The organism is Burkholderia sp. 22PA0106 (assembly GCF_047497155.1).
In the GTDB taxonomy this organism is placed as follows: domain Bacteria; phylum Pseudomonadota; class Gammaproteobacteria; order Burkholderiales; family Burkholderiaceae; genus Burkholderia.
The window spans coordinates 3,375,004-3,388,855 of sequence record NZ_CP163163.1 but is presented as its reverse complement, the minus strand read 5'-3'; the positions used below and the strand labels follow the sequence as shown (position 1 = coordinate 3,388,855).

Annotated in this window: 11 protein-coding genes; 2 read left to right on the top strand and 9 right to left on the bottom strand. The window is 68.3% G+C overall.

Translation table 11 applies throughout. The annotated features are described in order from the left end of the window. Window position 1: 1 nt before the first annotated feature. Complete coding sequence (glyQ, locus tag AB4850_RS30040) at window positions 2-1,006, bottom strand: glycine--tRNA ligase subunit alpha (protein ID WP_414443042.1); 1,005 nt, start codon at window positions 1,004-1,006, stop codon at window positions 2-4. 363 nt (window positions 1,007-1,369) lie between these two features. Between glyQ and AB4850_RS30035 the strand changes: the two genes are divergently transcribed. Further along, window positions 1,370-3,046 carry a tetratricopeptide repeat protein gene (locus tag AB4850_RS30035; protein ID WP_414443041.1) on the top strand — a complete coding sequence of 559 codons (1,677 nt, stop codon included), beginning with the start codon at window positions 1,370-1,372 and terminating at the stop codon, window positions 3,044-3,046. A gap of 37 nt (window positions 3,047-3,083) precedes the next feature. Here the strand turns inward: AB4850_RS30035 and lnt are convergent, their stop codons facing one another. The 6 genes from lnt to miaB all read right to left on the bottom strand — a co-directional run bounded on the left by lnt (window position 3,084) and on the right by miaB (window position 9,988). Further along, a complete protein-coding gene (lnt, locus tag AB4850_RS30030) occupies window positions 3,084-4,712 on the bottom strand; it encodes an apolipoprotein N-acyltransferase (protein WP_414443040.1) in 1,629 nt (542 codons plus the stop codon). A 37-nt stretch (window positions 4,713-4,749) separates the two neighbouring features. After that, a complete protein-coding gene (locus AB4850_RS30025; protein WP_414443039.1) occupies window positions 4,750-5,634 on the bottom strand; it encodes an HlyC/CorC family transporter in 885 nt (294 codons plus the stop codon). A gap of 187 nt (window positions 5,635-5,821) precedes the next feature. Beyond that, window positions 5,822-6,379, bottom strand: coding sequence for a gamma-glutamylcyclotransferase (locus AB4850_RS30020; RefSeq protein WP_414445658.1), 558 nt, complete (start codon window positions 6,377-6,379; stop codon window positions 5,822-5,824). A 108-nt stretch (window positions 6,380-6,487) separates the two neighbouring features. Then, the gene (ybeY, locus tag AB4850_RS30015) at window positions 6,488-7,279 is read right to left on the bottom strand and encodes an rRNA maturation RNase YbeY (RefSeq protein WP_414443038.1); all 792 of its coding nucleotides are present in this window, start codon (window positions 7,277-7,279) and stop codon (window positions 6,488-6,490) included. 251 nt (window positions 7,280-7,530) lie between these two features. After that, entirely contained in the window at window positions 7,531-8,580 is a 1,050-nt protein-coding gene (locus AB4850_RS30010; protein WP_414443037.1) for a PhoH family protein, read from the bottom strand. 34 nt (window positions 8,581-8,614) lie between these two features. Then, on the bottom strand, window positions 8,615-9,988 hold the full coding sequence (gene miaB, locus AB4850_RS30005) for a tRNA (N6-isopentenyl adenosine(37)-C2)-methylthiotransferase MiaB (protein ID WP_414443036.1): 1,374 nt from the start codon (window positions 9,986-9,988) through the stop codon (window positions 8,615-8,617). A gap of 513 nt (window positions 9,989-10,501) precedes the next feature. Here miaB and AB4850_RS30000 point away from each other — a divergent pair. Then, window positions 10,502-11,170 carry a helix-turn-helix domain-containing protein gene (locus AB4850_RS30000; protein WP_414443035.1) on the top strand — a complete coding sequence of 223 codons (669 nt, stop codon included), beginning with the start codon at window positions 10,502-10,504 and terminating at the stop codon, window positions 11,168-11,170. 271 nt (window positions 11,171-11,441) lie between these two features. On the opposite strand, the gene AB4850_RS29995 is transcribed toward AB4850_RS30000, so the two are convergent. Continuing rightward, window positions 11,442-12,158: an MIP/aquaporin family protein gene (locus AB4850_RS29995; protein ID WP_414443034.1), complete on the bottom strand. Its 717-nt coding sequence runs from the start codon at window positions 12,156-12,158 to the stop codon at window positions 11,442-11,444. A gap of 124 nt (window positions 12,159-12,282) precedes the next feature. After that, on the bottom strand, window positions 12,283-13,785 hold the full coding sequence (glpK, locus tag AB4850_RS29990; protein WP_414445657.1) for a glycerol kinase GlpK: 1,503 nt from the start codon (window positions 13,783-13,785) through the stop codon (window positions 12,283-12,285). Between the last annotated feature and the right edge of the window lie 67 nt (window positions 13,786-13,852).

The following is a 13,852-nucleotide window of genomic DNA, read 5'->3' as shown; positions in this document are numbered from 1 at the left end:
GTCAGTCCTTGTCGATCTTGCGTTCGGCCTTCAGGGGCGGAACCCAGCCCGGCTGGGCCGCGTCGGCGGCCGTGGCGAGGCCCGGCACGCCGCGCACCGGATTGCCGATCATCGGGAAGCCGAGCGCCTCGCGCGATTCGTAGTAGGACTGCGCCACGAGCCGGGACAGCGCGCGAATTCGGCCGATGTAGGCCGCGCGCTCGGTGACCGAGATCGCGCCGCGTGCGTCGAGCAGGTTGAACGTGTGGCCGGCCTTCAGCACGAGTTCGTAGGCGGGCAGCGCGAGCTTCGCCTCGATCATCCGTTTCGCTTCGGCTTCGTAGCTGTTGAAGAACGTGAACAGCAGATCGACGTTGGCGTGCTCGAAGTTGTAGGTCGATTGCTCGACTTCGTTCTGGTGATACACGTCGCCGTAGGTCAGGCGGCGCAGTTCCGGGCCGTTCGGGCCGAGTTCTTCCCACTCCGTCCAGATCAGGTCGTAGACGTTTTCCACCTTCTGCAGATACATCGCGAGGCGTTCGAGCCCGTACGTGATCTCGCCGAGCACCGGCTTGCAATCGAGGCCGCCGGCCTGCTGGAAATACGTGAACTGCGTGACTTCCATGCCGTTCAGCCAGACTTCCCAGCCGAGGCCCCAGGCGCCGAGCGTGGGGTTCTCCCAGTCGTCCTCGACGAAGCGCACGTCGTTCTGCTTCAGGTCGAAGCCGAGCGCTTCGAGCGAGCCGAGGTAGAGATCGAGGATGTTCTCCGGGGCCGGCTTCATGACCACCTGATACTGGTAGTAGTGCTGCAGGCGGTTCGGGTTCGCGCCGTAGCGGCCGTCCTTCGGGCGGCGCGACGGTTGCACGTAGGCGGCGCGCCACGGCTCGGGGCCGATCGCGCGCAGGAACGTGTGAACGTGCGAGGTGCCTGCGCCGACTTCCATGTCGATGGGCTGGAGCAGGGCACAACCCTGTTTGTCCCAGTAGGACTGGAGCGTCAGGATGATTTGTTGAAACGTGAGCATGAGGGGCCTTCGTAGGCGCTGGGCGTTCCGACGGGGGCTGGCGCGAGGCGACTCGGACCGGCGCTCCAGTCCGGTGCGCGGCTTGGATGGGCGTAAAACGCGTAATTTTACCGGATCGGCGCGACCGTGACGCCGGAACGGCCGGCACGCGTGTCGAGGCGCGAATCTTGCGGGGTATGGCGGTGCGCCGCACGGATGCGCGACGCGTTCGCGCGAGGCGGCGAGCGTGCCTCGTGAGCGTGTCGCGAGCGCATGCGCGATACAGCGGGCAGGCGTCGCGCACGTCGCTGTCGATGCGGCATAACAGCGCGGTAAGATGCATTCCATTGCCCTGTCCGCCGATGCCCGGCCCCCATGCCCGCCATGTTCAGACCGCCCGTCGATCCGCAGTTCCCGCTCTATCCGTCCTTGCTCGAATTCCTCCGCGAAGCCGTGGCGGCGACCGAATCCGGCCGCACCGAGGCGCGCGCCTTCTGGCTCGACGCGGCCTCGCGGCTGCATGCGCTCGATTACGAATCGCTCGCGCGGCTCACCGTCACGCTGCTCGAACAGCAGCGCTACGGCGATGCGGCCGAGTTCGCGGCCTGCGTGTGGCGCATCGAGCCGGAGGTGGCCGCACTGGCGTTCAATTGCGGCTATGCGCTGCAGATGGGCGGCCGTCACGCCGAGGCGATCGTGCCGTACCGGCGTGTGCTCGAACTGATGCCCGACTGGCCGTCGCTGCGCAACAACCTGGCGATCGCGGTGCGCATCACGGGCGGCGATCCGGCCGAGGAGCTGGCCTTGCTGGAGCAGGCCGTCGCGGCGAACCCGCGCGACGAGCAGGCCTGGATCAACCTGGTGGTGTCCTACCGCGCGCGTTACGACCTCGAACGCTCGGTGGCCGCGGCCGAACGCGCGCTCGAACTGGCGCCGGACAGCGCGCTGGCCCAGAACAACGCGTCGTGCGCCTACAAGGAAGCGCAGCGCTGGGACGACGCCGAGCGCTGCGCGCAGCGCGCGCTGGCGCTGTCGCCCGACGACGAAACCTTCCGCTTCAATCTCGGCATCATCCAGCTCGTGCGCGGCAATTTCGCCGACGGCTGGTTCGGCCACGAATCGCGCTGGCACGGTTCGAGCGAGCTGCGCGGCACGCGCCCGGCCATGGCCGCGCCGCGCTGGCATGGCGAATCGCTGGCCGGCAAGACCTTGCTGGTGTGGGGCGAACAGGGCATGGGCGACCTGCTGCAACTGGCGCGCACGATTCCGCTGCTGGCCGCGCGCGTGCATCGCGAGGGCGGGCGGCTGGTGTGGAATTCGTTCGCACAGATGGGCGCGCTGCTCTCGCGCAGCCTCGGCCAGCATGTCGAGCTGTACAGCAACGACGGCGCGATCGAGCATCTGCCCGCCGCCGACTACCAGCTGCCGATCGGCAGCGTGCCCTGGCAACTCGGCCTGCCCGACGCGGCGGCCGGCGCCAACGTGCCGTATCTGACGGCCGACCCGGGCGCCGTCGATGCATGGCGCACCCGCTTCGAGGCCGAGGCGGCGCCCGGCGAGCGGCTGCGCGTCGGCCTCGCGTGGACGGGCAGCCCGTCGCATCAGCGCAATCCGTTCCGGCGCGTTGGCATCGAGCGTTACGCGGCCGCGTTCGCGGGCGTCGAGGGCGTGACGTTTCATTCGCTGCAGCCGGGCCTCGGCGCGGAGGTGGAGGCGGCGCGTGCGGCGGGTTTGCCGATCGTCGATCACAGCGCCGAATGGCGGAATTTCGACGACACGGCTGCCTACGTCGGCGCGCTCGATCTGGTGATCACATGCTGCACGTCGATGGCGCACCTGAGCGGCGCGGTGGGGCAGGCGACCTGGGTGCTGCTCGACGTGAATCCGCATTGGGTGTGGCAACTGGAGCGGCGCGACAGCCCGCTCTATCCGTCGGCCACGCTGTATCGCCAGCCGGCGTTCCTGCAATGGGCGCCGGTGCTCGACGCGGTCGCGCAGGACCTGCGCGCGCTGGCCGGGGCCGGCAGCGCGTGGTCGGATGCGGCCGATGAGGGCCGCTGACGCGTGAGCGGGTTGGTGGCGGCGGCTACGCGTGCGTTCAGCCGCGCGCGCCGCGGCGCAGGCGCGGCCCGATCGCGAAGGCGAGCACCAGCAGCACGAGCGCCACGCCCAGCACGATGGCATTGCCGTTCGCGACGAACGGCGTGATGCCCTGAGTGCCTTCCACGGTGACGTCGATCGCGCCGATCGTGAACGGCTTGAGCTGGTCGAGCACGCGGCCGTGCGCGTCGATCGCGGCCGTCATGCCGGTGTTGGTCGCGCGCAGCATCGGCCGGCCCGTTTCGAGCGAGCGCATCCGCGCGATCTGCAGATGCTGGTCGAGTGCGATGGTGTCGCCGAACCAGGCGAGGTTGGTCACGTTCACGAGGATGCCTGGCGACGGCGCGTTTTCGCGCACGGTCGCGGCAATGCCCTCGCCGAACAGATCCTCGTAGCAGATGTCGGCCATCACCGGCTGGTTGTGGACCAGGAACGGCTTCTGCACCAGCGCGCCGCGCGCGAAATCGCCGAGCGGCATCTTCATCAGGTTGACGAACCAGTGGAAGCCCCACGGGATGAACTCGCCGAACGGCACCAGGTGGTGCTTGTCGTAGTGGTAGATGTCCATCGAGCCGGGCGTCACGCCGTACAGGCTGTTGGTGTAGTCGACGACGCTGCCGTCGGGCAGGATCGTGTCGCCCACCGCACCGAACAGCACCGAGGTGCCGGTCTTGTCGACGAAGCTGCGCACCGCCTTGGCGAACGGCAGTGGCAGATCCTGGATCATCACCGCGATCGCCGTTTCGGGCGTGACCACCAGGTCGGCCGGCCGCTCGGTGATCATCTTCGTGTACATCTTGATGGCGGCGTCGATGCCGGCCTGCTCGAACTTGACGTCCTGCTTGACGTTGCCTTGCAGCAGACGCACGTGCAGCGGTTGATTCTCGGGCTTGGTCCACGGCACCATCGGCAGCAGCAGGCCGATCGCGACCAGCGCCACGGCCAGCGTGGCCGGCGCGAGCGGGCCGCTCAAGGCCGTGCCGCGCCCGCGGCGCGCGCTGACGATCACGTTGACCACCAGCGCCGCGAACAGCGCGAGCACCCAGCCCACGCCATACACGCCGGCCACCGGCGCATAGCCGGCGAACGGGCCATCGACCTGCGCATAGCCGCTCGCGAGCCACGGAAAACCGGTGAACACGGTGCCGCGCGCCCATTCGCCGAGCGCCCAGGCGCTGGCGAACGCCAACGCGCCGTGCCAGCTCGGAGCGAACGTGCGGCCCGCGCCCCGGCCCGAGGCAAGCGCCCAGATCAGCGCGGACAGCGCCGGATACACGCACAGGTACAAGCAGAACAGCGCGAGCGCGCCGCCCGCGATCCAGGCCGCCATCTCGCCATACACGTGCATGCTGATATAGAGCCACCAGATGCCGGTCAGGAAGTTGCCGAAGCCGAACGCCGCGCCGGTCAGCGTGGCCTGCCAGCGCGTGCCGGTGCGCGCGAGCTGCGCAAAGAACCACACGAACACCAGCAGTTGCAGCCAGCCGCCGTGCGGCGTGGGCGCGAAGCTCAGCGTGTTGGCCGCGCCGGCCAGCAGGGCCGCCGGGAAATGCCAACGGGGCAGCGCGCGGCGGTCCGCCGCGAAGGTGGCGGCGCGCGGCGCGCGGGGCGTGAACGATTCGGCCATGGGGTCGAGCAGGGGTGTTGACGGGGCGGCGGGACGATCAGTCGTCGGCCGATTCGTTGCGGCGGCCGGCGAGCGGATCGCGGCGCACCAGCAGCACGTGGATCTGGCGCGCATCGCCGCGCTGGATCTCGAAGATCAGCTTGTCGAGCCGCAGCTTTTCGCCGCGATGCGGCACGCGGCCGAAGTGATGGGTGATCAGCCCGCCGATGGTGTCGACTTCCTCATCGGAGAAATCGGTGCCGAAGTGTTCGTTGAACTGGGCGATCTCGGTGAGCGCGCGCACGCGGAAGCGGCCGTCGGGCGCCGAGATGATGTTGCCGGCTTCCTCGTCGAAGTCGTATTCGTCCTCGATGTCGCCGACGATCTGCTCCAGCACGTCCTCGATGGTGATCAGGCCGGCCACGCCGCCGTATTCGTCGACCACGATCGCGAGGTGGTTGCGGTTCACGCGGAAATCGTGGAGCAGCACGTTCAGACGCTTCGATTCCGGGATGAACACGGCCGGGCGCAGCATGCCGCGCACGTCGAATTCGTCTTCCGCGTAAAAGCGCAGCAGGTCTTTCGCGAGCAGCACGCCGATCACGTTGTCGCGGTTTTCTTCGTAGACCGGGTAGCGCGAGTGGGCCTTTTCAAGCACGAACGGGATGAAATCCTCGGGCTTGTCGGCGATGTTGAGGGCGTCCATCTGGGCGCGGGGCACCATGATGTCGCGCGCGCAGAGGTCGGAGACCTGGAACACGCCTTCGATCATCGACAGCGAATCGGCGTCGATCAGGTTGCGCTCGTGCGCGTCCTGCAGGATTTCGAGCAGCTCGCCGCGGGATTCGGGCTCGGGCGAGATGAAATCGGTCAGGCGCTCCAGCAGCGAGCGCTTTTCGGGAGGTTTGTCGGTGGACTTTCGACTGGGATACGAATCGTTCATGGTGGTGCGCCCGGGCGGACCGCAGGCGCGTTGTCACGGAGTTGGCAAGGATACACCAAGGCCACGGCGCTTCCGTGTCGGCCAAATGGCCGACGCGACGGCCTGCCTGGCGGCGCGGACCCATCCTAACCCGGAATCGGCGCAGCGCCCATCCCGGGAAAAAATGCCGTGAAAAGAGCGACCCGGCTCAGGCGCAGCGGGCCAGCAGCGATTCGAGCGAGCGGTCGGGGATGCCGCTTTCGCGCAACGCGGCCACGGTGCGGGTGACGTAATCGAGCGTGGTGCCGTAGCGGCCTTCGGCGCAAGCGAACACGGCGCGCACCACCTCGTCGGTCAGCTTGCCGGTGTAGGTGGGCGCGTCGCGGCGCATCACGAATGCCAGCGCGCGCACGCGCTCACCGCTGGCGAGCGTGCACGGCAGCCAGGCGGGCCGGTACGAGCCCATCGGCATTTCGCGTTTCCAGAGCGTTTCGAGATGCGGCATGGCGGTGGGGCCGGCGATGCGGAACGCCACGCCGCTGCACGAGCCGCCGCGATCGAGCGCCAGCACGAGCCCGGGCCGTTCGGCCGAGCCGCGATTGACGCGCGACCACAGATACAGCCCGCGATGGTAGCCGTGCACGCGGCCGTGCAACTGCTCGGCCACCGGCAGGCCCGGATTCCAGATCAGCGAGCCATAGCCGAACAGCCAAAGATCGGAGCGGCGGTCCCAGTCGCTCAACGACGCGTCGAGCGAAACGGCCATCTCGTCGTCGGTCAGCAGCCTGCCGTTGCCGATCGGCGGCGGATACGCAGAGGGAACGGGGATCGGTGTGCTCACGGCCGGATTCGAAAGAGGTGACGGGTGGCGCGCTTATTCGTAGGGATTCGCGAAACCGAGCTTGGCCAGCATGTCGATTTCGAGCGCTTCCATTTCGGCCGCGTCTTCCTCGCTGCGTTCATGATCGTAGCCCTGCGCATGCAGCGCGCCGTGCACCAGCAGATGGGCGTAATGCGATTGCAGCGGCTTGTTCTGCTCGGCCGCTTCCTTCTCGACCACCGGGCAGCACAGCACCAGATCGCCGATGGTCGTGCCGTCGGGCGCCTGCTCGTAGGCGAAGGTCAGCACGTTGGTGGGGTAATCCTTCTTGCGGTAGCCGCCGTTCAGCTCGCGGCCTTCCTTTTCACCGACGAAGCGCACCGTGAGCTGGGCGTCCGAGGACAGCGTGGTGGCGAGCCATTCGGCGATCAGCTTGCGCTTGGGCAAGGTCTTGCGCACCTGCGCCGTGATTTCGTCGCCGTACTGCACCACCAGTTCCAGCTCGGGCTCGCCCGCCGGCTCGGATTCGTCGTCCGAATCGCCGTCATCGTCATCGTCATCGCCTTCCGGTGCGGCTTCGGCGCCGACCGACAGCGTCAGGCTGTCGTAGTGCTCGGGGCGCAGCGTCAGGATGGCGCGCTGCGAGATGTCCGCGTGCTGCGCGACGATCGCGACCGAGGCTTCGCCGGAACTGCCGGACAGATCGAACATCAGCGAACGGCCGTCGGGGAAATCGATGCGCAGGGCTTGCGCGTCGACCGTCTTGACCTTGCCGCGCTCGTCGAACAGCGATACGCGCGGCGCGCTCGGGTGGGAGGCTGGGTTGGCTTTGCGAGAGGATTTCATGTGTACGGCGTCGAGGGCAACCGCACGAGGATACACCAAACGGCCAGGCGTTTTGGCCGGCGCGGCGCGTGCCGGAGGGTGCGTTTTTGCGCTTTCGCAGCGCTCGCGCGGGCCTGGGTGGCGCGCGCGAGCTCGTGGTGGCAAGGCCGCGCCGGGAGGGCCGCGGCGGACCGACGCGCGGCTGCCTGCCTCATGCGCATCACGCGGCTCGCCCGCTGCCGGGGCGCCGGCGGCAGGCGTGCCCAGGTCGCTCAGGCGTCCTTGTGCTGGGCGTGGAACTCGTCGTAGGCCTCGACGATTCGCGCGACCAGCGGGTGACGCACCACGTCGACGCTGGTGAAGCGCGTGAGCGCGATCCCGCGCACCTGCGTCAGCACCTGCTGCGCTTCGACCAGGCCGCTCTTGTGGCCGCGCGGCAGGTCGATCTGGGTGGTGTCGCCGGTGACGACGGCCTTCGAGCCGAAGCCGATCCGCGTCAGGAACATCTTCATCTGCTCGGGCGTGGTGTTCTGCGCCTCGTCGAGGATGATGAACGCGTGGTTCAGCGTCCGGCCGCGCATGTAGGCCAGCGGCGCGATTTCGATCATCTGGCGCTCGAACATCTTGGCCGTCTTGTCGAAACCGAGCAGATCGTAGAGCGCGTCGTAGAGCGGGCGCAGGTACGGATCGATTTTCTGCGACAGATCGCCGGGCAGGAAGCCCAGCCGTTCGCCGGCCTCGACGGCGGGACGCGTCAGCACGATGCGCTTGACCTGGTCGCGCTCCAGCGCGTCGACGGCGCAGGCCACGGCCAGGTAGGTCTTGCCGGTGCCAGCCGGCCCGACGCCGAACGTCACGTCGTGCGCGAGGATCTGCTTCAGGTACTCGCGTTGCGCCGGGGTGCGGCCGCGCAGGTCGGCGCGGCGCGTGTAGAGCTTGGGCGTCGGCTCCTCGCCGGGGGCGTCGGCATCGGCGGCCAGCGCGGGCGCGTCGTCGAACGGACGGTCGGGATCGCCGCGAAAGCGCACGTCCGGCGCGCTGTCCGCCGCGCCGTTGCCGAGGTGGCGCGTCTCGACCAGCGCGAGCTGGATGTCGTCGAGCGACAGCGGATCGCGCGCGCGGTTGTAGAAGTTCTCGAGCGCGGCGAGCGCGAGCTTCGCGCCGCGGCCGCGGATCGAGATCCGGTGGCCGCGCCGCTGCAGCGTCACGTCGAGCGCCTGCTCGATCTGGCGCAGGTTTTCGTCCAGCGGGCCGCAAAGGTTGGCGAGGCGCGCGTTGTCATCGCGCGGGGCGGTGAATTCCAGGGCTTGGGTCGGCTTCAAGGTAGCGTGGGCTTCCTTCGGTTGGGCGCTCGGTTCAGTGGGTGGCGCGGCTGGCTTCGTCGTGGGCGAGCACGAGCTCGCCGCGCAGCGAATGCGGGTACGCGTGGTTGATCCGCACGTCGATCATCTGGCCGATCAGGCGCGGATGCGAGGCGACCGGCGCGGGGAAATTCACCACGCGGTTGTTCTCGGTACGGCCGGCCAGCTCGTTCGGATCCTTGCGCGACGGCCCTTCGACGAGAATCCGCTCGACCCGCCCGACCATCGACGCGCTGATCCGCGCGACGTTCTCCTCGATGGTGGCCTGCAGATGTTGCAGGCGTTTGAGCTTGACCTCGCGCGGCGTGTCGTCGTGCAGATTGGCGGCCGGCGTGCCGGGGCGCGGGCTGTAGATGAACGAGAAGCTGGTGTCGTAGCTCATGTCGTGCACGAGCTGCATGGTCTTCTCGAAATCGTCCTCGGTTTCGCCGGGGAAGCCGATGATGATGTCGGTCGACAGCGACAGATCGGGCCGGATCGCGCGCAGCTTGCGGATCAGCGATTTGTATTCGAGCACCGTGTAGCCGCGCTTCATCCCCATCAGGATGCGGTCGGAGCCATGCTGCACGGGCAGGTGCAGGTGATTGACGAGCTTCGGCACGCGTGCGTACACGTCGAGCAGGCGCTGCGTGAATTCCTTCGGATGCGAGGTGGTGTAGCGGATTCGCTCGATGCCGGGCAGGTCGGCCACGTATTCGATCAGCGTGGCGAAATCGGCAATGTCGAGCGAGCCCTGGGTGAGCGCGCCGCGGTAGGCGTTGACGTTCTGGCCGAGCAGCGTGACTTCGCGCACGCCCTGGTCGGCCAGGCCGGCGATTTCGGTCAGCACGTCGTCGAGCGGGCGCGAGACTTCGTCGCCGCGCGTGTAGGGCACCACGCAGTAGCTGCAGTACTTGCTGCAGCCTTCCATGATCGATACGAACGCGCTCGGGCCATCGACGCGCGCCGGCGGCAGGTGGTCGAATTTCTCGATTTCGGGGAACGTGATGTCGACCTGCGAGCGGCCGCTCGCGCGGCGCGCGTCGATCATCTGCGGCAGGCGGTGCAGGGTTTGCGGGCCGAACACCACGTCCACGTACGGCGCGCGCGCCACGATCGCCTCGCCTTCCTGGCTGGCGACGCAGCCGCCCACGCCGATGATCAGGTTCGGGTTCGCTTCCTTGAGCTCGCGCACCCGGCCGAGATCCGAGAACACCTTTTCCTGCGCCTTCTCGCGCACCGAGCAGGTGTTGAACAGGATCACGTCGGCGTCTTCGGGCCGGTCGGTTTTCACGAGGCCTTCGGAGGCGTTGAGCACGTCGGCCATCTTGTCCGAGTCGTACTCGTTCATTTGGCAGCCGAACGTCTTGATGTAGATTTTTTTCGTCATGGGGTTCGCCGTTCGCAGTGGTTGACCTGGGGGCGTCAATGCGGGTGAGTCGGGACGGTCGGCTCCGGGCCGCCGCCTGTTGCCCGGGCGGCGCGTGAGGCGCGGCAGGCGGCAAGGGCGAGGCGGCGGGCGGCCGCGGCAGGCGCCTCGGGCGCCGGTGGATCTACCGTCGGGGAAAGCTTTCCATTATAGCTTTTGGAATTCCGGGCCGTCGCAGGTGCGCGCCGTGCGGCGGCGGCGCGGTTGCGCCGACGCGACGGCTGGCGGTAACCGGCGGCGGCTGGCGGCGGTTGGCGGCGGCGGGCGAAGCGCGATCCGGCCCTGTTACGACGATGGAACCCGGGCGGCACGATCGGCCGGCCAAGCCGGCCGCATACGGCTTGCCGGCACTGACGATTCCTCTGCGATGCTGATAACAGTGTGAAGATAACTTCGTTTGCCGCCCCCAACCCCGATGCTAGTCTTGCCTCCAATCAAGTTCGCTGCGCGCATCCTGCGCGCTGGAGGCTAACCATGCATTCATCCCTCGCGCTGGTGCGCGACCGCGAAGCCGCCGATCGTGCGGCCACGCCGGCGCCTGGCGCCCCGCAGGAATCGTTCGACGCGCTGGAGCGCCAGGTCGGCGTCAATCTGGCCCGGCTGCGTGCCGAGCGGCAACTGTCGCTGGATGCGCTGGCACGCCTGTCCGGCGTGTCGCGGGCGATGCTCGCGCAGATCGAATCGGCCCGCAGCGTGCCGTCCATCAAGGTGCTCTGCAAGGTGGCGGCGGCGCTGAAGGTGTCGGTGGCCGCGTTCCTGCGCCGTCACGCGGTGCTCGGCTTCGAGCATCTGCCGGCCGAGCGCGCGGTGCGCGTGATCGGCTCGAACGGCCGTTTCTCGTCGCGAGCGCTCTATCCGGAAGGCGAGCCGGCCACGGCGGAATTCCACGAGCTGCGCGTCGCGCCGCTGCATACCGAAACCGGCGTGCGCCGCGCGCCAGGCACCTCGATCAACCTGGTGGTGAGCGAAGGCACGCTCGAAGTGGCCGTCAACGACCGTCGCCAGTTGCTGGCGACCGGCGACGCGATCGTGTTCGACGCCGACCAGCCCTACACGCTGCGCAATCCCGGCGATTCGGAAGCGCGCGCGTTTCGCGTGACGATCAACGCGGAAACGCCGCCGCGCTGGGATCTGCCGCAGTAAGCGCGTTTTTGCATGTGGCCGACGCGCATCGCGCTTCGGCCGCATGCCGTTCGATCTCGACGTGCGGGGCACGCCGCCGCCAGCCGGGCAACCGGCGCGGCGGCGTTGTCGTTTTTGGGCGCGGAGATGAAGCGAGGAAATCGCCTGAAGCAGGCGGCCGAGGCGGAACGCCGAAGGCGGGTGCTGAAAGCGAAGAAGCGAAGAAAGCCAAACAAGGCAGGTTCGCGGCGGGGGCCGACCGATGCCCCCGCCCGCGCCGCGAACCGGGCGCTCAGTGCGTCTGATGCAGCGCCAGATACAGCCAGGCCGCCGCCGCTCCGCCGGCCAGCGGCCCGAGCACCGGAATCCACGCATAGCGCCAGTCGCTGTCGCGCTTGCCCGGAATCGGCAGCAGCGCGTGCATGATGCGCGGCGACAGATCGCGCGCCGGGCTCATCGCATAGCCGGTCGGGCCGCCCAGCGAGATGCCGATGCCGAGCACCAGCAAGCCCACCGGCAACGCGTCGAGCGCGCCGAGCCCCACTTGCGGCGCGGCCAGATACAGCACGCCGAGAATCAGCACGAACGTGCAGATCGCCTCGGTCAGCACGTTGTGCGCGACGCTGCGGATCGCCGGCGCGGTGCAGAACACCGCGAGCTTGAGATCGGGATCGACCTCCTTGGCGAAGTGCTGCCGATAGGCGAGCCAGACCAGCAGCGCGCCCGCCATCCCGCCGAGCATCTGCGCGGCCACGTAGCCGGCCACCTTCGACCAGGCGAACTTGCCCGCCAGCGCGAGGCTGATGGTGACGATCGGGTTGAGGTGCGCGCCGCTGAACTTCGCGGTGACGTAGACGGCGACGAACACCGCCATCGCCCAGCCCATCACGATGACGATCAGGTCCGCGCCGCGGCCCTTGGTCTTCGCGAGGAGCACGTTGGCAACGGCGCCGTTGCCGAGCAGCACGAGGATCGCCGTGCCGATGAACTCCGCAATATAAGGTGACATGTCGAGTGTCTCTCTACCAATGCGGCGGACTCGCGCGTTGCACGGTCCGCCTGCTCGTTATGAAGGGTGGCTGCTTGTATCGCCCGCCGCGCGGGCCGGGTGCACGCGGCGGCGGGCGCGCAGTTTACCGCCTGTCGTCGGCCCAGGTCTTGGCGGCGCGCACCGCACGCTGCCAGCCGGCCAGCGCGGTGCTCACCTGATCGGCGGGCATCGACGGCGAGAAGCGCCGGTCGAGCTGCCACTGGCTGCGCACCGCGTCGAGGTTCTCCCAGTAGCCGGTCGCCAGGCCCGCCAGGTAGGCGGCGCCGAGCGCGGTGGTTTCGGTGATCTGCGGGCGCACCGCGTCCACGCCGAGCAGGTCGGCCTGGAACTGCATCAGCAGGTTGTTGGCGCTCGCGCCGCCGTCCACGCGCAGCTCGCCGATGCTGAGGCCCGAATCGGCTTCCATGGCGGCCAGCACGTCGAGCGACTGGTAGGCGATCGCGTCGAGCGCGGCGCGTGCCAGATGCGCATCGGTGGTGCCGCGCGTGACGCCGAACAGCGAGCCGCGCGCACGGGCGTTCCAGTGCGGCGCGCCGAGGCCGGCGAACGCCGGCACGAGATACACGCCATCGGTGTGCGGCACGCTGGCCGCGAGCTTTTCGATCTCGGTGGCGGACTTGATGATGCCGAGCCCGTCGCGCAGCCACTGCACCACCGCGCCGGCGATGAAGATGCTGCCTTCGAGCGCGTAGTTGACCTGATCGCCGATCTGCCAGGCGATCGTGGTGACCAGGTTGTTCTTCGATTCGATCGGCTTCTCGCCGGTGTTCATCATCAGGAAGCAGCCGGTGCCGTAGGTGTTCTTCACCATCCCCGAGCTGGTGCACATCTGGCCGAACAGGGCCGCGTGCTGATCGCCCGCGATGCCGGCCAGCGGCAGCTTGGAGGCGAACACGGTGGTCTTGGTATGACCGTAGACTTCCGACGACGCCTTGACCTCGGGCAGCATGCTGCGCGGGATGTCGAGCGCGGCCAGCAGCTCGTCGTCCCATTCGCGCGTGTGGATGTTGAACAGCATGGTGCGCGACGCGTTGGTCACGTCGGTCACATGCAGCTCGCCCTTCGTGAAGTTCCACACCAGCCAGCTGTCGACCGTGCCGAACGCGAGCTTGCCTTGCTTCGCCTTCTCGCGCGCGCCTTCGACGTTGTCGAGAATCCAGCGGATCTTGGTGCCGGAGAAGTACGAATCGATCGGCAGGCCGGTCTTGGTGCGCACCATCGCCTCCAGGCCGTCCTTCTTCAGCGAATCGCAGAAATCGGCGGTGCGGCGGTCCTGCCAGACGATCGCGTTGTAGACCGGCTGGCCTGTCTCGCGATCCCAGACGATGGTCGTCTCGCGCTGGTTGGTGATGCCGATCGCGGCGATCGACGTGCCGTTCAGGCCGGCGCGCGTGACGGCCTCGGCGGCCACGCCGGCCTGCGTCGACCAGATTTCGCGCGGGTCGTGCTCGACCCAGCCGGGCTGCGGATAGATTTGCTCGAACTCCTTCTGGGCAATCGACTTGATGTTGCCCTGGCGATCGAACAGCATCGCGCGCGAGCTGGTCGTGCCTTGATCGAGTGCGAGGATGTATTGATCCTGCATCTGTCTCATCTCCATTCGTCAGTAATTTTGTTTCGCGCCGGCCTCGTCGCGGCGCGTGCTGCGGTCG

Excerpts from the sequence above, each read along its gene's own strand:
- miaB (WP_414443036.1), bottom strand. The coding sequence starts at position 9,988 with ATGACGAAAAAAATCTACATCAAGACGTTCGGCTGCCAAATGAACGAG.
- AB4850_RS30035 (WP_414443041.1), top strand. The coding sequence starts at position 1,370 with ATGTTCAGACCGCCCGTCGATCCGCAGTTCCCGCTCTATCCGTCCTTG.
- AB4850_RS29995 (WP_414443034.1), bottom strand. The coding sequence starts at position 12,158 with ATGTCACCTTATATTGCGGAGTTCATCGGCACGGCGATCCTCGTGCTG.
- AB4850_RS30000 (WP_414443035.1), top strand. The coding sequence starts at position 10,502 with ATGCATTCATCCCTCGCGCTGGTGCGCGACCGCGAAGCCGCCGATCGT.
- AB4850_RS30020 (WP_414445658.1), bottom strand. The coding sequence starts at position 6,379 with ATGGCCGTTTCGCTCGACGCGTCGTTGAGCGACTGGGACCGCCGCTCC.
- ybeY (WP_414443038.1), bottom strand. The coding sequence starts at position 7,279 with ATGAAATCCTCTCGCAAAGCCAACCCAGCCTCCCACCCGAGCGCGCCG.
- glpK (WP_414445657.1), bottom strand. The coding sequence starts at position 13,785 with ATGCAGGATCAATACATCCTCGCACTCGATCAAGGCACGACCAGCTCG.
- AB4850_RS30025 (WP_414443039.1), bottom strand. The coding sequence starts at position 5,634 with ATGAACGATTCGTATCCCAGTCGAAAGTCCACCGACAAACCTCCCGAA.
- lnt (WP_414443040.1), bottom strand. The coding sequence starts at position 4,712 with ATGGCCGAATCGTTCACGCCCCGCGCGCCGCGCGCCGCCACCTTCGCG.
- glyQ (WP_414443042.1), bottom strand. The coding sequence starts at position 1,006 with ATGCTCACGTTTCAACAAATCATCCTGACGCTCCAGTCCTACTGGGAC.